Source organism: Planctomycetota bacterium, assembly GCA_035384565.1.
In the GTDB taxonomy this organism is placed as follows: Bacteria; Planctomycetota; PUPC01; order DSUN01; family DSUN01; genus DAOOIT01.
Genome location: DAOOIT010000002.1, coordinates 24,888 through 43,081 on the forward strand (window position 1 = coordinate 24,888; position 18,194 = coordinate 43,081).

At 66.2% G+C, this 18,194-nt stretch carries 15 protein-coding genes; 2 read left to right on the forward strand and 13 right to left on the reverse strand.

Going from position 1 to position 18,194, the window contains the following annotated elements:
* Positions 1-17: 17 nt before the first annotated feature.
* From PLE19_00900 to PLE19_00960, 13 genes are all read right to left on the reverse strand, one after another.
* A complete protein-coding gene (locus PLE19_00900) occupies positions 18-1,709 on the reverse strand; it encodes an asparagine synthetase B family protein (GenBank protein HPD13475.1) in 1,692 nt (563 codons plus the stop codon).
* A 148-nt stretch (positions 1,710-1,857) separates the two neighbouring features.
* Positions 1,858-2,466: a class I SAM-dependent methyltransferase gene (locus PLE19_00905; GenBank protein HPD13476.1), complete on the reverse strand. Its 609-nt coding sequence runs from the start codon at positions 2,464-2,466 to the stop codon at positions 1,858-1,860.
* A 75-nt stretch (positions 2,467-2,541) separates the two neighbouring features.
* Entirely contained in the window at positions 2,542-4,080 is a 1,539-nt protein-coding gene (locus PLE19_00910; GenBank protein HPD13477.1) for a hypothetical protein, read from the reverse strand.
* 90 nt (positions 4,081-4,170) lie between these two features.
* Complete coding sequence (locus PLE19_00915) at positions 4,171-5,433, reverse strand: glycosyltransferase (GenBank protein ID HPD13478.1); 1,263 nt, start codon at positions 5,431-5,433, stop codon at positions 4,171-4,173.
* Entirely contained in the window at positions 5,430-6,668 is a 1,239-nt protein-coding gene (locus PLE19_00920; GenBank protein HPD13479.1) for a glycosyltransferase, read from the reverse strand. The genes PLE19_00915 and PLE19_00920 overlap by 4 nt, the downstream gene beginning before the upstream one ends.
* Positions 6,665-7,879, reverse strand: a complete 1,215-nt coding sequence (locus tag PLE19_00925; protein HPD13480.1) for a glycosyltransferase — start codon at positions 7,877-7,879, stop codon at positions 6,665-6,667. The genes PLE19_00920 and PLE19_00925 overlap by 4 nt, the downstream gene beginning before the upstream one ends.
* Positions 7,876-8,985: a glycosyltransferase gene (locus PLE19_00930; GenBank protein ID HPD13481.1), complete on the reverse strand. Its 1,110-nt coding sequence runs from the start codon at positions 8,983-8,985 to the stop codon at positions 7,876-7,878. Before PLE19_00930 ends, PLE19_00925 begins: the two co-directional genes overlap by 4 nt.
* A gap of 19 nt (positions 8,986-9,004) precedes the next feature.
* Complete coding sequence (locus PLE19_00935; protein HPD13482.1) at positions 9,005-9,556, reverse strand: class I SAM-dependent methyltransferase; 552 nt, start codon at positions 9,554-9,556, stop codon at positions 9,005-9,007.
* 89 nt (positions 9,557-9,645) lie between these two features.
* Positions 9,646-10,443 carry a class I SAM-dependent methyltransferase gene (locus tag PLE19_00940; protein ID HPD13483.1) on the reverse strand — a complete coding sequence of 266 codons (798 nt, stop codon included), beginning with the start codon at positions 10,441-10,443 and terminating at the stop codon, positions 9,646-9,648.
* 140 nt (positions 10,444-10,583) lie between these two features.
* Positions 10,584-11,882, reverse strand: coding sequence for an ABC transporter ATP-binding protein (locus PLE19_00945; protein HPD13484.1), 1,299 nt, complete (start codon positions 11,880-11,882; stop codon positions 10,584-10,586).
* Between the two features lie 182 nt (positions 11,883-12,064).
* Positions 12,065-12,916, reverse strand: coding sequence for an ABC transporter permease (locus PLE19_00950; protein HPD13485.1), 852 nt, complete (start codon positions 12,914-12,916; stop codon positions 12,065-12,067).
* Positions 12,903-14,423, reverse strand: a complete 1,521-nt coding sequence (locus PLE19_00955; protein ID HPD13486.1) for an MraY family glycosyltransferase — start codon at positions 14,421-14,423, stop codon at positions 12,903-12,905. The genes PLE19_00950 and PLE19_00955 overlap by 14 nt, the downstream gene beginning before the upstream one ends.
* An 8-nt stretch (positions 14,424-14,431) precedes the next feature.
* Positions 14,432-14,980 (reverse strand): antitermination protein NusG, encoded by a 549-nt coding sequence (locus tag PLE19_00960; GenBank protein HPD13487.1) that lies wholly within the window; start codon positions 14,978-14,980, stop codon positions 14,432-14,434.
* Positions 14,981-15,998: 1,018 nt separating this feature from the next.
* On the opposite strand from PLE19_00960, the gene PLE19_00965 reads away from it, so the two are divergent.
* The gene (locus tag PLE19_00965) at positions 15,999-17,327 is read left to right on the forward strand and encodes an extracellular solute-binding protein (protein ID HPD13488.1); all 1,329 of its coding nucleotides are present in this window, start codon (positions 15,999-16,001) and stop codon (positions 17,325-17,327) included.
* Positions 17,324-18,193, forward strand: a complete 870-nt coding sequence (locus tag PLE19_00970) for a sugar ABC transporter permease (protein ID HPD13489.1) — start codon at positions 17,324-17,326, stop codon at positions 18,191-18,193. Before PLE19_00965 ends, PLE19_00970 begins: the two co-directional genes overlap by 4 nt.
* Position 18,194 lies beyond the last annotated feature (1 nt).

An 18,194-nucleotide genomic window follows, 5' to 3' on the forward strand; every position in this document is an offset into this window, starting at 1 on the left:
CGGAACTCCCCCATCGCTCAGCGCGCTCTGCGCCCCAGGCGGCGCCGCGCGAACCTGGCGACCTTGACAGCCAGCGCCCCCAGGAAGAGCGCGGCCAACTCGACCCCCTTGCGCACGGCCCCGATGGGCCGGAACTTCAACCTCACTCGCCCCGCATCTCCGAGCGCCCGGAGCTGAGCAGCAGCCTCGTAGGCAAAGCAGATGGACCTTGATAGCGTCGGCATCGAGAAGCCGAAGAGGTGCCTGTAGACGGGGTAGGCCTCCGCCAGCCTGCGGTAGCTCCCGAAGCCCCACCAGGGGTGATAGAAGGGCAGCTTCTCCAGCCGCCAGTTTCCCTCGAAGGCGTCGCGCCCGCGGGCGGTGCGGCGGAGATCGCGGAAGTCGTCCTGGGATATGCCCAGCTCGGAGAACAGAACCCTGTTGACGTACGCATTGTACAGCCGCTGGCCCAGCCTGAGGCGGAGGGGCACCCGCGCCCAGAAGTCGCACATGGCGCTGTCCCACAGCGGGATGCGCCAGTCATAGCCCCAGAACTCGTAGGCGCGACAGAAATTGACGATGAACTTCGCCTGGCGTTCCTGCCACTCCCAGCACTCGAGGGCGCTGGCCGCCTCCTCGGGGGTCTCGGTCGGCAGGTCGCCAATGCAGCGAAGGACCCGTTCCGCCATCACCGCGTGGAGAGCGCCGCGGCGCCGAGGCCAGCGCCACAGGCCGTAGTGGTCGTGAAGCAGTATCCTCAGCAGGTCCTGCGCGCCAACGGTCGTTCTGTCCGCAAAGTCACGTGGGATGTGGCTGCCGGAGATCACGTCGCCCGTATGGCCAGGGACTATAACCGCGTCGTCCGGGATCTTGCCGGCTGCTTTCAGTGCCCAAATCGCTGGCCAGTCCTGCACACTGGCCAGGGAACTGAGTCCGCCGCGGTAGCTGTGGTATGCCTTGGCCTCCTCGCTGAGCAGTTGCTGCCGCCATTGCGAGCAGCACGCTGGCACGAACTCCCAGGCGTATCCCAGCTTGAGAGCCACGGCTTGGCTGACCCTCGACTCCCAGTTGTTGGGACGGCCATAGGAGAGGCACAGGACGTCGCTCCTGCCCAGGCGGCGAAGCATGGCCACGACGAGCCGGGAATCCTGGCCTCCGCTGAGCGGCACAACCAGGGGGCGGCCTGCCGTGGAGGCGAGAAGACGCTCGAAGACGCCCACGAGCATCTCATCCATCGTGGCAAGGAGCGCCTCCTCATTTGCCTCCAGGTAGTCGCCATGTACGAACCGGTAGTACCGGTGCGTTCTCACCCGGGGCACACGCTCGCGCTTGTCGGCGATCAGGCATTCCCCAGCCTGCAACTGCTTCACCCTGGGGCAGAGGGTATCTTGCCCCGTGACATACCCCGTGAGGAGGAACTCCGCCAGGGCGTCCTGATCCGCCGCATCGTCGGCCACCTGCGATCGCACCCATTCGGCGTCGTCACTAACGAACAGCTTCCCATTGGATTCGGCGTAGAAGAGCGGCCGGCTGCGCAGCCGATCGACCGCCGCGAAGCACACGCGGTCGGTCTCCACAGCAAGAGCGAACGAGCCGTTCAACCCACGCAGCCAGCGGCAGACCGCCTGTGCCTCCGGGGCTTCCTCGCCGAGGATTCGCGATAGCGCGCCTGCGAGAGCGGTTCCTTCGAGCAGCGCGTTCGGGCTGAAGGCGAAGCCAGTAGCCGCCACATGGTTAGCCTGCGACGTACTCGGCGAGCAGGGCTGCGCCAAGTCACAGAGCATATTGATGTCTGCCTGGATATGCGTGCCTCAGTTGCCAGAGAAGTCCTATCGCGCACTGCAAGCAGCGTGGTCTGGTGTTGGAAGGCCGCATGAGCTACCGAACCCCGGCCCTGGCCACCACGACAAGTGTCTTGCAGAACCACTGGCGCAGGTAGCCAGGCAACCTGCCGAGGCCCCAGTATCTGGTGGAGTCCGTTACGTAGTGCATCGCCACCTCCGTGAATCCCTCCCTCGAGAGAAGATGTCGCAGAGTCCCAGGGCAATACCAGCAGGTGTGCTCATGGTTGAGCGAGACCCTTCCGTACCTCAACACTTCCCAGACCAGTTTCGGGTAGAAGGCGTTCGGCGTGGTCAAGATCAGCGCTCCCCCAGGCACGAGATGGCGTTTCATGTTCCTCAGGAACAGACCCGGGTTTGACAGGTGCTCGATCACCTCCCCCGCGACAATGCAGTCGAACTCCTCGCCAAGCGTCACCATCTCAGCATCGCCGTGGAGAATGCTGTACCCCTTGCGACACAAAGCCTGCACACCACGCTCATCTTTGTCGAGGCCAATGACCCGCCGCGCGTGCTTGCGGACAATGTGATGAAGCCACGCGGGGTTTGCTTCCCTGTCGGCATCTCTGCCAATGCACCCCACATCAAGCACGTTCTTCCCTCTGATGGTCTCCGCAACGATGCTCTCTCTTGTCTCCCTGCCCATGGGCCTTATGCTCCGCTTGTGGCCCGATGCGCTGAGGATAAGCGCCGCAACGCCAACCCTCAGATAGGAGGCATGTTACCTCGAAACTGCATAGACCGTGCCGTCGTCGAGCTCCGCGACCTCGTGCAACCTCACCCTCTGCCGAAGCTGCTCCACTGTGAAGAGGTGCCTCGCCCGCCCTCGCCTGAACCACACAAGATATGCCTTCTCCTCCTCCGGCCACGGGCCACTGAACGCGTGGGATTCACCCATCGCTTCGCGCGAGTTGTACATGCCCTTTGCAGGGCTCTCGCTTGCGGGCATCTTTGTCTGAATGTAGAGCGCGTAAGGCGCGTTGCTGTAGACTCTGCACTCGGGCTCCAGAGGATGGCTCCGTAGCCACTGGATGGTTCGGCTCTGCGTCCACGGCTTGCTGGTGTATCCCTCTGGCCCCTCTCGCCACAGAGCCAGGAGACGAGACCCACTCGCGACGACCGGGTATAGCAGCCATATTGCGGCGCCTACAGCCAGCAGGCGAGTTCGCATCGGGCGAGCGGGGCGGAGATTCCGTATGTGTCGCTCAAACTCCCCTGCGGCACGGAGGAGGAGTACTGTCAAGGGGACATACACAGGCGATACCAACCTGCTGTTAGGCGGGTCGTAGGCTGTGGTGGCCGAGGTCACAGCTAGGAATAGGACGTAGACCCCGATGAACACGAGAAGGGGAGACATAGACGCCCCGGAACCTCCTTGGCCGGTGCCGACGTGTTCGGCTACCAGGGTTGGCACCGCAATGCAACACAGGGCAAGCTGGGGCGACAGATGCACAAGCCTACAGAACTCAACGATGGGGACATACCACGACACAATCACAGCGGCAACTAGCATGCAGGTCTGATGCAGCCCGTATACGGAGCTTGCACGTGGCCCCAAGAGTGTGCCCGTCAGTGCATAGTTCCTGATCGCCCATGCACCCAGCGGAGCTGCCGCTATAGGCAGCAGGAGGCAGACATGCGCGATCCGCGTGCGCCATTCGCGCCCTACAGCGAAGAGGATGACCGCCACGCCGGTGGCGATGATCGTCACGCCGGCATACCTGGTCGCAGCAGCGAAGCCGGCAGCCATGGCGGCTGCCATCAGGAAGCGGACCCGCGGCTCTCGCAGATACGACTCCACGGCCAGCAGGAAACACACGGACAAGGCGATGAAGAGGGGCTCGGACCATGCCATCACTGACACAGAGAGCAGCGGTTTCGAGAACAGCACGAGGGCCTGCACAAGGACCACGAGAACCGGCGAGGCTCTGAGGTGCCGGGCGGCCAACTCCCCTGAGAGGTACACGATCAGACCGAAGAGCACGGCATTGACCACGTGAGCCGAGCCCAGGGGGTCAGCCCCAGTACTCCACTGGACCGTTGCCAGGAGCATTGGATAGAGTGGGGGCTGCATGACCAGAGGGGTGCCATCCCAAATGGTGGCGCCCGCTCCCGCGGCCATGTGCCTTGCTGCTGCAATATAGCCCACGGAGTCGGGCGAGATTCCGGCCCCGTGATGGCCGATGCAGAACAGGACCATGCATGTCCCGATGAGACCCAGCAATCCGCCGGCTATTCTACATCTCACCGGGTGTGTCATTGCAGACCTCGCTGTCGGGGTCCGAGAGCCATCCACCACCACGAAGCGCGATCCAGGGCACCATGTCCGCTTGAGTGTTCTGCTGGCCTCTCAGCGCCAACCCGCCGCCAGCGGGCACGGGGTGCCAGGCGGGGACGCCGAATCCAGCACCGCCCCCAGCGCGCCCGCTTGCTCCCGGCGGCTCCACTTCTGGATTTCGGCGGGCCTTCGGTCCATCCGGATATCCCCCGTGCCCTTCCACTCGCGATGCCACCCCAGGAGCACGGCCTTGGCCTCCGCCACCGAGCCACACGCCCGGCCGATCCCGGTGCTCGCAAGGAGAGGGTCCACGCCCTCCGGGTCGCTGGGATATGCCAGGACGGGCCGGCCCGCGGCCATGTACTCGAAGAGCTTGCCCGGCAACACGCACGGCGCGCCCGGAATGCCCAGCGACAGGAGCACCGTGGCCCCGCGCTGCACCCGCAGGGCCTCGGCATTCGGCACCCAGGGCAACTGCCTCACCGGCGCGGCCGACCGGCGCGCCTCGGGCAGGCACGCCCGCCGCGCCCGACGGCCCAGGCAGCCGTGAAACTCCACGGCGATCTCGCTCGCCGGAATGGCGCCGTCGCGCACCAGCTCATCCACGGCCTGGAGGATCGGCCCTGGGTCCTGCCGGCCCTGGATGGTGCCCGTGTAGACGATGCGGAAGACATCTCCCTCGGGCCGCCCGGGGGCCTCGCACAGTTGCTCAGGGTCGAAGCCGTTCGAGATGAACGTGATGGGCGCGCGGTGCCGGCGGCTCAGAATGTGTGCATTCGGCTCGATGGTGGTGATCCGCGCCGCGGTGCGGCAGAAGCGCGCCTCGCGCCACGCCATCACCTTGCGCACCCACCAGGGGTAGACGACGTACTTCTCCGCAATGTCACGAAAGTCCGCCACCCACGGCACGCCCAGCCGCCGCGAGAGGCCCGAGGCGATGAGGAACACGCTGTAGCCGGGCGCCGTCGCCCAGATCGCATCCACGTCCAGAGACAGCCCGCGCGCCTGCCGGAGGCCCTGGCGGGCCGTGCGGCTGTTGTCGGAGCCTGGCAGCACCCAGTATTCGGCGATGCCCCGCATCGCCTTCAGGAGCGGGTTGGCCGACAGCGGCCGCACGCTCCGCACGATTCGGAGGACGCGCGACTCGTCGAGGCCCGCCTCGCGGCGCAGTTCCTCGGGGCTCACGGGGTCGCGCAGGTGTGCGGGCTCGCACTGCGTCAGCACCGTCACCTCCCAGCCGAACTCCCTCAGGTACTTCGCCAGGCCGGCGGGGCGGCGGGCCGAGATGTGGTTCTCGGGCAGGAAGGCGGGCGTGACGAAGAGCACCCTCCTCACGCGCCGCGTCCCTTGTGCTCGGCCACCACGCGGTCGAGCACTGCCGCCAGCGTCTTGGCCTGTTCCTTGCGGCTGTACTTCATGATCTCGTCCGGATTGCGGCTCATGCGGATGTCGCCCGTCTGCTTCCACTCCCGATACCACCGCAACAGCACCGTCTTCAGCTCCTCTACGGAGTCGCACGAGACCCCAATCCCCGTCGCCTCCAGCACACGGTCCAGGCACTCGGGATGTTTGGGGTAGGACAATACAGGACGCCCGGCAGCCATATACTCGAAGACCTTGCTCGTCAGCACCCCCGGTGTGTCTGGCATGCCGAGCACGAGCAGCACCGTCGCCTCACGCTGTGCGCGGAGAATCTCGGTCAGGGACAGCTTCGGCAGGATGCGGGGCGGCTTGCGGAATGAATTGAGTCCGTGCTCCCGCAGGAACTCAGCGGAAAGCGAGTAGAGCAGGATCTCCACTTCTTCCGCTGGTACAGCACCCTCGGTGATCAACTCATTCATCGCCCTGGTCACTGGCAGCACGTCCCGAGAACCCCACGCTGAACCCGTGTAGGCGATTGTGAACGTGCCCACCCTCGGCCGGGGAGGCTCTGCACACAGCCAGTCCGGGTCAAAGCCGTTCGGGATCACCGTGACAGGAACGGCGGCTCTCTGCCGCAGCAGCGCGGCCCAGGGCTCCGATACCGCGATCTGGTGCGAGGCGGTTCGACAGATGCGCCTCTCGCGCCAGGCCACCAGCCTCCTGAGGGCTTGGTTCTGGACGATCAGATCCACCGGATCCCTGTGGTCAGCCACCCAGGGCACACCGTGCTCTCTCGCTGCGATCGTGGCCGCGACGAACGGGCCCCAATGCGGTCCAGTGGCCCAGATCACCTCAGGGGCGCACGGCTGGCGCCCCAGTTCTGCCAGCACCTGCCGCGCCCATCGCGAGCTGCGGGATCCAGGAAGACACAGAATGTCGATCACCCCGAGCCACCTTCGTGCCAGCCTGCCCATCGAGGCGGCGCGTTCCGCGGGGAGGTGCTTGCGGATGATCTGCGATTCGGGAATGCCGACGTTGGCTCGGACCTCCTCATCAGACATCGGGCCCAGGCAGTCTGCGGGCAGCGACGTCAGCACGGTGACGTGCCAGCCGCAGGCCGGGAGGTACTTGGCCATCGCCGCCGCGCGGCGGGACGACTGCCGGTTCATCGGCGGGAAGTCGGGGGCGATGAGGAGGACGCTTCTCATGGTCCTGCCCCAGGCCGAGCGCCGGCTCCCGGGCCGCGGGTACCGGCGCCGCCCGAGGCACCGAATGGGACGGCGGGCCGGTTCAGGCATTCCTCGTACGCGGCGTGCAATTGCCGGCCCACGCTCGCGAGGCTGAAGCGCTGGGCCGCGTACTCCGAGAGCCGACTCGGCGGGAAGTCGCTCAGATGGTCGAGCATGTAGTCAATTCCTCGGCACAGCGCGGCCTCGTCGTTCGGAGGCACGAGCATGCCGACCTCGGGGGTGATGAACTCCTCGGGCCCGCCGCAGCGGGTCGCCAGCACGGGCGTGCCGGTGGCCAGGGCCTCAATGGCGACGATGGAGAAGGTCTCGCACAGGCTGCTGACGACCACGAGGTCGGCTCCCCGCATCCTTTCGGCGACCTCCCCGTGCGGTCGGGCGCCCAGGAAGCTCACCTTGTCCAGAAGACCGAGATCGGCGGCCGTCTTCACGTATCCCTCCCGAGCCGGGCCGTCGCCCACAATGTCTAGCCGCCAATCCGCGCGTGTGCCCCGGAGGGCCGCCAACGAGCGGAGCAGAACGGGTATCCCTTTGAGGTGCCGTCCGTCGTAGAAGCCGACCGAAAGGAGGCGCCTCGCCGGCTCAGCAGGCGGCGCCACCTTGGGACGGAAGGTCGCCGTGTCCACAGGATTCGGCACGACGCGAAAGCGCGCACGGATGCCGTATGCTTCGATAGCGTGCTGCAAGGCGAGGCTTATCGGCAACACCAGCCGCGCTCTCGCGAAGGCGAACCTGGCCTTGCGAACCTGGCGTCTCGACAGGGTCTTCATCAGGAAGGAGCTGAAGTGCTCCGAGATGACCACGGGGAGGCCATAGCGCTTGCCAAGGAGCACCGCCGCGAACCCGGCATCGAACACGTGCGCGTGAAGAAGGTCCGGCCTGAACCCGCCGGCCCAGAGCTGTCGGAACGCTCGGAACGTGCTGTACGTTTCCCAGAGAAACGACCAGCCTGGAACCGCGGCACAGCGGTGCCGGACGCGATAGGTCGGGATGCCCGCGGTGAGGGCTTCATCCGGCTCGCGTTCCACGAGGTAGCGCCGGCGCAGGTGCGGGCAGCGGCCGGCCATGTGAAGCACCACGACCTCGTTGTGCAGGGCAGCGGCCTTGGCGTGCGCCCGAACGAAGCCGCCAGCTCCGGGAGGATACCAGGGGGTGAGCAGCAGAACCCTCAGGCGCCATCCTCCGCGGGGTCTTCTGGGGTCGGGGTGTGGCGCGCTGTCCCGCTTCTTCCCTGATGGGCAGGCAGGAAGTGCGCGCGCTTGATGCCCAGAAGGCGCCCGACCTGCTTTACGGCGGCCAGGGTTGCCATTCGGGGCGGCCAGAGACGGAGGGCTCGCCAGAACAGCCGGCGGCTTGCCGCGCTGTTGCGTCGAACGAGAGCGATGGACTGCTGGAGGAGCGACGCTGATGCTGCTCTCCTGAGCCAGGCGAAAGTGGAGCTGGACTCGCGCGCTCTGGCCTGGAGGAGCAGTTCGGCAAGGAGCGAGAGGACGAGAGGCAGTAGGTCGGCTTTGATCGGGCCATGACCACACAGAAGCCATCTTAGCCCCGCGGCCTCCGGCCCGCCAAGCTCGCGCCCGAGGTAGCGAGACATCAGGCGCCGGGAGACGCTGCAACCAAGCTCTCTGCCAGCAAGCCCGCGGGTGGCCGCGCTCGAACGGGGATGGGATCGGTGTCTCATCAGGGGGGCAGAGAGGTTGCCGAAGATCGTATGGTCACGGAGTCTCGCCCACAGGTCATAGTCCTGCGCAACCCAGAACCTCTCATCGTATCCGCCGAAGGTCAGAACCAGCTCGCGCCGGAAGATGGCCAGGGGGTGAGAGAGGCAGGCGGTCCAGAGAAGCATCAGCCTGATCTGTTCATCTCTGCACGGAGGCGAGTGACGCTCAAGAATCCCTCCCTTCTCGTCAGTAGTCCAGAAAGCGGCGGACGATGCACCGATCTGCTGGCTGCGTTCCATGTAGCTCACCTGCCTGGCCAGGCGGGTGGGGACGTAGACATCATCCGCGTCCGCACGTGCCACAAGGGGGGCGCGCGCCGCCCGAAGGCCCCGGTTCAGCGACACAGGCAGCGTGAGGCAACGGTCATTGCGTACGACCACAACCCTGGGATCCGAGTAGCTGCGCAGAATCGCCCCTGTGCCGTCCGTGCTGCCATCGTCCACGATGAGGAACTCGAAATCCCGGAACGTCTGGGCGAGGATGCTATCCACCGCCTGGCGAAGGAAGGCCTCGCCGTTGTGAACGGACATCAGCACTGTCACCGCTGGCGCCGTCATGAACACTTCACCATCGGTGTCACTTGACCGCTATGATCCAGGTGACAATGGGCCACCGTGGATCGTTTCTTGTGGCCAGTCGGTGGAAAGGGTGCCACCTGGCGTGCGGGACCCCTTCGTACCTGAGACCATCACCTTCGTCGCCCACTATCGGCCACACTTCTCTGTTCCCCCAGCTACCGACCTCGATAACCCTTGTCCAAGCTCGGTGGAGCAGAGACAAGCCTTGGGGTGTGAATCGCCAGAAGTCCTCTGGGGCGCCATGGATTGGGTGGAGCAGACAGGTGGTGTGGACAGCTATGCCGCCCCTTCTCAGAACTCGGTGGCATTCATCTATGGCCTGTTGTGGACTTCCCTCGACATGCTCCAGCACTTGGTCCGATAGCACGTGGTCAAAGCTGGCATCTGGGTAGTCAAGGTGGAGAATGCTGTGCTCTGGGTAGTTGGCCTCGACAACTGCCGTTGGCTTCAGGCTGAGGAGTCCGCAGAGATTGGCCGAATGACTGATAGCGAGCACGCATCCTGTTCGGTGCGGCAAGAGCGTTCCGACAGCACGGAGTCGTTCATACATGAAGTAGCGGGTAATGCGAGGCCCACGACGCAGGCCCCTCATTGACAGGCGCCACACAAGTTCGCGCACCTTCTGTAAGATACGCATCGCTACCTTGGTGTTTCGGGCAGAAGGGGGCGCGTGGCCACCACGACCTGGGTGAGCCAATACTTTCCTGTAGGGTTGAACTTGTAGAGGAGGTTCTTTCCAAACCAGATATTGGCAAGACTCATCAGCCAGCGGAAGACGGGTCTTCGGAGGAACAACCTGGGGTACCAGTAGTACAGATCGAGCGCGAACAACGATGTGCAGAAGGCATGCTGTGTGACGCAGAGGGACTCGCCGACAAGACGGCTGAACTCGCCGGGAAAGAACTCTCGCACGTGTTCCCTGGCCTGTACGAATTCGGTAAGGCGGACCGGGGTGGATAGGACGAGACGTCCGTTCGGCCGCATGACCCGCCGCATGTCGGCCAGCAATCCTCGGGCGTCCGCGACGTGTTCGATCACGTCCGCGCAGACCACAACATCCTGTGTTCCGTCTCCGACGAGGGCCAGAGCATCCAGAACTTTGACTGATGCGCCCTTCCTACGCAGCATCTCGGCAGCCAGTGCCCTGCCTGTGAGGTCCGGCTCGACGCACGATGTCTGACCATTCGGGTTGCGGCGATACAGCATGTAAGTGAGCGCGCCATCACCAGAGCCGACGTCCAGAACGGACATGCCGTCCCGGATACGTACAGCATCCAGCACTGCGCGGTACCGAGCGGCCGTGAGGAGGTCATGGTTCCTGGGGTCGCGGCTGAACGCGAGCCAATGATAGGCTCCCCGCCTGACGTACTTGCTGAACGGAGGCACACTTGGCTGTGTCTCACCGCTCACGTGCTCACCATCAGTTGCCTCGCGCATCGCAGTGTCCCTGCCGGATCGGCAGTCGCTAGTGGGATACGTGTGCTGCATGCAGGCTGGCCCGCCAACGACCTCCCCATGTATCTGACCCGGAGTCAGCTCGGCGCGCCGGCCGCATCAGGCGAAGACATTCTCTAAGCTCACGGCTGAGCAATGTCGCCTGCCAGATGGGTGTCCACATCCCGGTACGACCAGTCAGCGAGCTGGAAGACGACGCCCTTTGCCTTGAGAAGTGGTCGTCTCACCCGAGGATTCGATTGGTCAACAGTGAAGCTGAGGCAACCATCTGCAAGGTCGGCTCGATTCCCGATGGTGTCGCCAACCCAGAACGACACCCTGTAGCGGTCGGGAACAAGCTGAAGCTGGGGAATGCATGCGCGGACCACACGCTGGCGAGCCGGGTGGAGAGCACTCGACCTTGAGTCGACGTCCCAAAGGTGATAGACTGGAGTTCCGTCGCTGTTGACGATGAGGATGCCGTGGCTATAGTGCTGAGAAGGCGACAAGTAGCGAACAGCAAACTCAAAGACGATGGACTCGCCAAGGCTGAAGTTGACCTTAGGGTTGCCCTCCCTATCACGGATGGAACCCTCAAGAATCCTGGCAGATCCATCACCGCTCTCCTCCGTCCTGGTCCGCAGACACACACTCGCTCCGCTGCTTTCGCCTAGAGTCCGCAGGTAGAGCCTGACAGCCGCGCCTGGATCGAGATCCGCCACAAGGCTGCCCGCGTCCAGCACCAAGGCTCGACGACATAAGTGTGCAATCGCGGCCATGTTGTGGCTCACGAAGAGCACCGTTCGGCCGCCGTGCGCGACCTCGCTCATCTTCCCCAGGCACTTCTGTTGGAACCCCGCATCCCCCACGGCGAGCACCTCGTCCACGAGCAGGATCTCGGGCTCGAGGTGGGCGGCGACGGCGAAGGCGAGACGGACGTACATGCCCGAGGAATACCGCTTGACGGGGGTGTCTATGAACTTGTCCAGCTCGGCGAAGGCGACAATCTCGTCGAACTTGCGGGCGATCTCGGCCCTGCTCATGCCGAGGATGGCGCCGTTGAGGTAGATGTTCTCGCGGCCCGTGAGCTCGGGATGGAAGCCGGTGCCGACCTCCAGGAGGCTGGCGACACGGCCCCGTATGCGGGCGCGGCCCTCGGTCGGCTCGGTGATGCGGGAGAGGATCTTGAGCAGGGTGCTCTTGCCGGCGCCGTTGCGGCCAATGATGCCAAGCACCTCGCCTTGCTGGACCTCGAAGGAGACGTCTTTGAGGGCCCAGATGGTGTCGTCGCCGCCGCTCGGGGCGCGGCCGAGGTTCCGAAGCCTTCTGAACGGTGCGGCGAGGGCGTCGGTGATGGCCTCGCGGAAGGTGTGGTAGCTCTCGCGCGCGCCGATGCGGTAGCTCTTGGAGAGGCCCTCGACTCGGATGACGGGCTCAGGCATCCGAGGGCCTCCGGCATGGGTCTGCGGACCTACAGTGGGCTGTGGTGTCACAGAGGGCAGCCCCTAGGGGCTGGGGGCGCCAGAGGGCCTCCCCTAGGAACCGGGAACTCTGGGAGAGTCTGGGAGACTTAGACCATGTTGTGGTGATGGTCTGCTGGCCTCCCAATGGGTGGGGGAGTGGGCTAGATGATGTCTGCAAAGCGCCGCTCGGTCTTGCGGAAGTAGAGGGTGCCGATGAGGATGGCGAGCAGGATGACGCCCGTGGAGACGGCGAGCTGGCCCCAGTGGAACGGCTTGCCGAGGATGGCGGAGCGGTAGGCGTCCACGATGCCGGTGAGGGGGTTGAGCAGGAGCAGCCACTGCCACCTCGGTGGCACGATCTGGACGGGGTAGAGGACGGGGGTGAGGAACATCCAGATCTGGATGACGAAGGGGATCATGTAGCGGAAGTCGCGGTAGGTGACGTCGAGGGCGCTGAGCAGACACCCTACGCCGAAGGCGGCGAAGATGGTGAGGGCGACCAGGGGCACGACGAGCAGCGTGGCCAGGGTGGGCGGGATGCTGTAGTAGAGCATCAGGCCGATGAGGATGGTGAAGGAGATCGCAAAGTCCACCAGGCATGCTCCGATGGCGGAGAGGGGGATGATGAGGCGTGGGAAGTAGACTTTGGTGATGAGGTTGGAGGAGCCGACGACGCTGCTGCTGCTGCGGCTGAGCGATTCGGAGAAGAATTGCCAGGGCAGCAGGCCGGCGTAGAGGAAGATGGGGTAGGGGAAGCCCTCGGAGTCGATCTTGGCCAGGCCGCCGAAGATGGCGCTGAAGATGACCATCTTGGTGAAGGGCTGGAGGAAGGCCCAGAGGAAGCCGAGCACGGTCTGCTTGTAGCGGACCTTGACGTCGCGCCAGGCGAGGAAGTAGAGGAGTTCGCGGTAGCGCCAGATTTCGCGGAAGTTGATGGGGAGCCAGCCCTTGCAGGGCTTGATGACCAGCTCGGGCAGCGGGGCCGGAGGGGCGGATGGCTCAGCGACGGCCATGGGACTGTGCGGCTCCGGGGGCTGGATCGGGCGTGGCGGGGTCCGGGGCGTGAACGGGGCGCGACGGGGCGGGCAGGGAGGCCGGGTTGTGCTCGTCGAGGAGACGGGTGAAGTAGGCGAGCGTCTGGCCGGCGATTTCGAGCGAGCCGTTGACGGGGGCCTCGACCTGGGCATCGAGGCTCGCGCCGCTGCGGCGGTGGCGCACGGGGATGGTGGCCTTGAGGGTGGGGTGGCCCTGGGGGTTCGCCTGGCTCCAGGTGAGGGTGCGTTGCGTGCCGTCGCGGTTGTCGAGGGTGAGGGTGAGAGCGGCGAGCTGCATTTGGGCGGCGGCCGCGCAGAGGGCCTGCCACCATTCATCGAACGTGGTCGCTCGGCGGAGGCCCAGCTCGGCGCTCTCGAACTCGCGCCGGCCCTGTTGGATGGCGCGGGAGATGGCCAGCTTGCGCTGGATGCCCGCCATCGTGTCGCTCAGGGACACGGAGCCCGCGATCCCGAAGACCAGGAGCAGGAGCACGAGGACGCCGGCGAGAACGAGAAGCTGCCCGGCGTCGCGCGTGAGCATCATGAACAGGCCCATTCCTGCGGCAAGGATGGTGACGAGGTAGAGGATCAGGACGACGTGGCGGTGCTGGACGCCCATGTCGATCAGGCGGTGATGGATGTGGCCGCGGTCGGGCGCGAAGATCGAGCGGCGCTCGAGGAAGCGTCGGAGCATGCTGAACAGCGTGTCGAAGATGGGCACGCCCAGGGCGAGGGCGGGGAGCGCGAGACCCACTATGGTGGATGCCTTGGTGGCGCAGAAGACGCTCGCGGTGGCCAGGACGAAGCCGAGGAAATAGGTGCCGCAGTCGCCCATGAAGACCTTGGCGGGGTTGAAGTTGTGGTAGAGGAAGCCCAGAAGGCTGCCCAGGAGAGCCGCCATGAGCACGGCCATGACCGCCTGGTTGGTGTGGATGGCGAAGATGCCGATGACCGCGCAGGCCGCCGCGCAGATGCCGGCGCACAGGCCGTCCAGGCCGTCAATCAGGTTCACGGCGTTGGTGATCCCGACGATCCAGAGGACTGTGAGGGGCCACGAGAGCCAGCCGAGGTCGAGCGAGAGGACCCCCTTGACGACGATGGCCTCGATGCGGATGCCGAAGGCGCACACGCCGCAGGCGGCGGCCACCTGTATCAGGAGCTTGTAGCGGGCGCGAAGGCCGCGAACATCGTCCACCAGGCCCGCGACGGCGACCAGTCCGGCGAAGGCCAGAATCACAAGGAGGCCCTTCTGGGCGGCGCGCAGCGCGGTCCCGATGATGTTCGTCAGCGTCATCCCGAGGAGCACGGCAGCCGCCGTGGCCACGATGATGGCGACCCCGCCGACGCGGGGAATGGCCCCGGAGTGGACCTTTCGGGGGTCCGGCCTGTCCACCAGGCGGATTCGGCGCGCAATCCATGCCACCAGGGGGGTGATGGCTAGCGAGAGCCCCGCCGCGGCGGCTACGGTGGCCACATAGGTCTTCATCGGAGCGCCTAGTCCACAGGCTCCAGGAGGTCAGCGTCCACCAGGAGCGCTGCACCGACACGAAGGAGGCTCACCTCGAGCACCAGTTGCGCGCGGGCCCGGCGGTCTACGACAACGCCCTCCAGGTCCGCGAAGGGCCCTGCTCTGACGCGGCATCGGCGGCCGACGGCGGCCTGAGGGTAAGGCTCCAGGTCGGCGCTGGCGGATATCGCGCGCTGGACGGCCGACAGCTCGCGGACCAGGCGTTCCTGGTCGGCCACCTCCAGGGTTCGGCAGACGCGGTTCGTCGTCAGCGCCGCGCGCCGAGCGGCCTCGTCGCCGCAGAAGAAGACATAAGAAGTGAAGAGGGGGATCAGCGTCCGGCGCTTGCGGCCGCCGGAGAAGAACACGTGCTGGCACAGCGGAAGGAAGTACCCGATGCCGTGGCGCAGCAGGTCCCAGGCGAGCGCCTTCTCGTTGCGGGCCTTGGTGTGCGCCACCCACCAGCGGCCCCGCAGGCCCGCCGGCACCTCGACGCCGGGCGGCAGACTCGGCGGGTTCTCGGCAGCTTTCAGCACCAGCCAGTCCCCTTTGGGCCACACTCCGTCCCTGTCGGTGCACCGGCGGAGCCGGAAACCGAGGATACGTGTCCGCCGGTGCCAGTTCCTTCGGCGCCCCGGGCCCGCGGGGGGAGCCGGGCCAGAACGCCCGCGTGTTGCGCGCCGTGAGGGGGCACCCTCTCTTTGGACGGCAATGCCGCCCCTGGCCGGCCGCACAACCAAGCCGGCGGGCGACACGCCATGCCCGCCCCGCCGCCGGCCATGGCAGGCCCTTCTGCGGCGGGAGCCGGGGTGGACTGCAACTGCCGTATAGCCCGCATACACTATAGTGCATGGCGCCGAGCTTGTCAACGGAGCGCGGCCCGGCGTGGGGGAGAAGGCAGAGGGGGCGCGGAGCGCTGTGCTCAGCCCCTCCCTGCGCGTCGGGCCACCTGGAGGTGCTTCTGCGAGGCGCCGGCGCGCCTGGTACTGAGGCGGTCGCGATGTGAGCTTCCGCCTTCGCCAGGGGCGCAGACTGCGCCCGGACCCGACCCGCGAGCCGCCCCTCCCGAACGTTCCAATACGTTTCCCTCGTCCCTACGCTTTGCTCCTTCCTCTCGTCCCTACGCTCTGCGTGGGGACGCGCCTCTTGGCCGCTCCGCGGCCTCTTCGCTTCCGCGCGCGTCGGAGTGGGAACCTCCCGCGGGTTGCGAACCCGCGGGAGGTTGTCGGACGCGGGAGCGTCCGGACCTCCGCCCCCACGCGGAGCATAGGGGCGAGAGAGAGGAATAGTTCCGGCCGCTGCAAACTGATTCACGGCCGGAGTAGTGGGGATCGCACCAGAGCGGATGCCGCATTCCAGAAAGGCCATGAATTGCCAGACGCCGGCGGCAGGTTGGGGGACAGTTCTCGGAAGCCGCGCGCAAGTGATCCGCGTTCCACACCCTCAGACATCGCAGCCGCCTTCCTGCCACTCAGCGATCGGCTTTGACAAACCGCTCCAAAGCTGCTACCGGTGGGGGCGCTCTGGGTCCCTTGCGCCTTGCAGGAGGCCGCATTGGCTCGCCACGGTGAACGCCTGCTGGCCGCCCTGTTGCTGGCCGCGGCCGGCTGCGAGAAGGCACAGACTGGCTCGGACGGCCCGGCGACGCTCGAGTTCGCCATCTTCGAGGGCGGCTACGGCCTCGGCTGGCACGAGCGGACCAGCCGCGCCTACGAGGCGCTCGCGCCCGGCGTGCGCGTGAGCCTGTGGGGCTCGCCACGCGTGAGCGAGAAGCTGCGGCCGCGCATTCTCCGGGGCAATCCGCCCGAGCTCGCGCTGTGCGACCTGCCGATCTGGCTGCTGATGCAGGGCGGCAAGCTCCGCCCGCTCGACCTCTCGCGCCCCGCGTACGGCCAGCCCGGCAAGACGTGGGGCGACACCTTCCTGCCCGGCGTGCTCGACCTCACCACCTATCAGGGCCACTGCCTCGCCATTCCCACGGAGTTCGGCGGGTGGGTGATCTGGTACGACCGGAAGCTCTGGCGCGACCGCGGCTGGCAGGTGCCGCGCACGTGGGCCGACTTCGAGCGCGTGTGCCAGGAGATCAAGAAGGCGGGCCTCGCGCCCTTCGCCTTCCAGGGCAAATACCCCAGCTACGCCATCGGCACCTTCTTCGGCCTGGTGCAGCGCGCGGGCGGCCTCGAGGCCTTCGCCGCCACGCAGAACCTCGAGCCCGGGGCCTGGCTGGCGCCCCCCGTAGCCGAGGCCGCCCGGCTTATGCAGCATATCGCCCTCGACTACTTCGACCCCAATTGCATGGCCCTCAGCCACATCGAGAGCCAGATGGAGTTTGTGAACCGCCGCTGCGCCATGGTCGCCTGCGGCCTGTGGCTCAAGCACGAGATGGAGCAGAACACGCCGCCCGACTTCGAGTTGAGCTGCTTCGACCTGCCCCCGCTGCGCCCCGACGTGCCCTACATGTGGCAGGGCGGCGGCAGCCACATCTGCATGGTGTTCCGCGACGCGCCCCACGCGGAGCAGGCCGAGGATTTCCTCCGCTTCCTCACCTCGCGCCAGAACATGGCCCGGTGGATCGAGCACTCGGGCAGCCTGGCGCCCGTGCGGGGCGCGGCCGACGACGTGGCGCTGCCGCCCGACCTCAAGGCCGCCAAGGAGCTGATGGACAAGGCGGCCTACTCGTTCCAGTCGCGGCTGAGCTTCTTCTACCCGGGGCTGGGCCAGACGATGGTGGACCAGATCCGCTTCCTCATCACCGGCCAGTGCCGCCCCGAGGCATTCTGCCAGGCGATGGAGGCGGCCTGCCAGACGGTGCGCGGGAACCCGCGAATCCCCAAGGCGCCGCCGATGGAGGTGCCCGCGAAGTTCCGGAGGGCGTCGCCATGAGGCCCTCGCGCTGGATGATCGCCCTCTTCCTGCTCCCCGCGGTGGCCCTCTACACGGTGTTCGTCCTCATCCCCGCCCTCAGCGCCTTCGGCTACAGCTTCACCGACTTCACCGGCGTCACCAGGCCGCGGTGGGTCGGCCTCGAGAACTTCGCCGAGCTGGCGGGCACGGGCAGCGATTTCACGGCGGCGCTCCTCAACAACCTCTTCATCATCCTCGTGCCGGGCACGGCCACGCTGCTCGTGGCCCTGGCCTTCGCCTTCTTCATTGACCAGCAACTGCACGGCAGCCGCCTCTTCCGGGTGGTGTTCTTCTTCCCGAACATCCTGCCGCTGGCGGCCACCGCGGCGTTGTGGATCCTCGTGTTCTCCGCCACCGACATCGGGGCGGTCAACCGCGTGCTGCGGGCGATGGGCTTCGCGCCCGTGCAGTTCATGAGCTCGGCCAACCTGCTCCGCTCCCTCGTGCCAATCCTGGTGTGGGGCGGCGCCGGCTTCTACATGATCCTCTTCCTCGCCGCGATGAGCAGCATCCCCTCGACCCTCTACGAGGCGGCGCGGATGGACGGCGCGGGCCTCTGGCACCAGTTCCGCCACGTCACCCTCCCGCTCCTGCGCGACACCATCGCCATGTGCCTGATCTTCGCCATCATCGGCGGGCTGAAGTTCTTCGACCTCATCTGGATCTTCGAGAAGCAGTACCCGACCCAGGACTCGCACGTCGTGGCCACGCTCATCTACTCGATGGCCTTCAACCAGTACCGCAGCGGCTACGGCGCCGCGATGTCCATCGTGCAGTTCGTCCTGATCCTGGCGGTGACGCTGGTGAGCCTGAAGCTCTTCCGCAAGGAACGGCTGGAATACTGAG

Coding starts and splice junctions, on each gene's coding strand:
- PLE19_00905 (HPD13476.1), bottom strand. CDS start 2,466: ATGGGCAGGGAGACAAGAGAGAGCATCGTTGCGGAGACCATCAGAGGG.
- PLE19_00910 (HPD13477.1), bottom strand. CDS start 4,080: ATGACACACCCGGTGAGATGTAGAATAGCCGGCGGATTGCTGGGTCTC.
- PLE19_00920 (HPD13479.1), bottom strand. CDS start 6,668: ATGAGAAGCGTCCTCCTCATCGCCCCCGACTTCCCGCCGATGAACCGG.
- PLE19_00930 (HPD13481.1), bottom strand. CDS start 8,985: ATGACGGCGCCAGCGGTGACAGTGCTGATGTCCGTTCACAACGGCGAG.
- PLE19_00935 (HPD13482.1), bottom strand. CDS start 9,556: ATGTATGAACGACTCCGTGCTGTCGGAACGCTCTTGCCGCACCGAACA.
- PLE19_00940 (HPD13483.1), bottom strand. CDS start 10,443: ATGCGCGAGGCAACTGATGGTGAGCACGTGAGCGGTGAGACACAGCCA.
- PLE19_00945 (HPD13484.1), bottom strand. CDS start 11,882: ATGCCTGAGCCCGTCATCCGAGTCGAGGGCCTCTCCAAGAGCTACCGC.
- PLE19_00950 (HPD13485.1), bottom strand. CDS start 12,916: ATGGCCGTCGCTGAGCCATCCGCCCCTCCGGCCCCGCTGCCCGAGCTG.
- PLE19_00955 (HPD13486.1), bottom strand. CDS start 14,423: ATGAAGACCTATGTGGCCACCGTAGCCGCCGCGGCGGGGCTCTCGCTA.
- PLE19_00970 (HPD13489.1), top strand. CDS start 17,324: ATGAGGCCCTCGCGCTGGATGATCGCCCTCTTCCTGCTCCCCGCGGTG.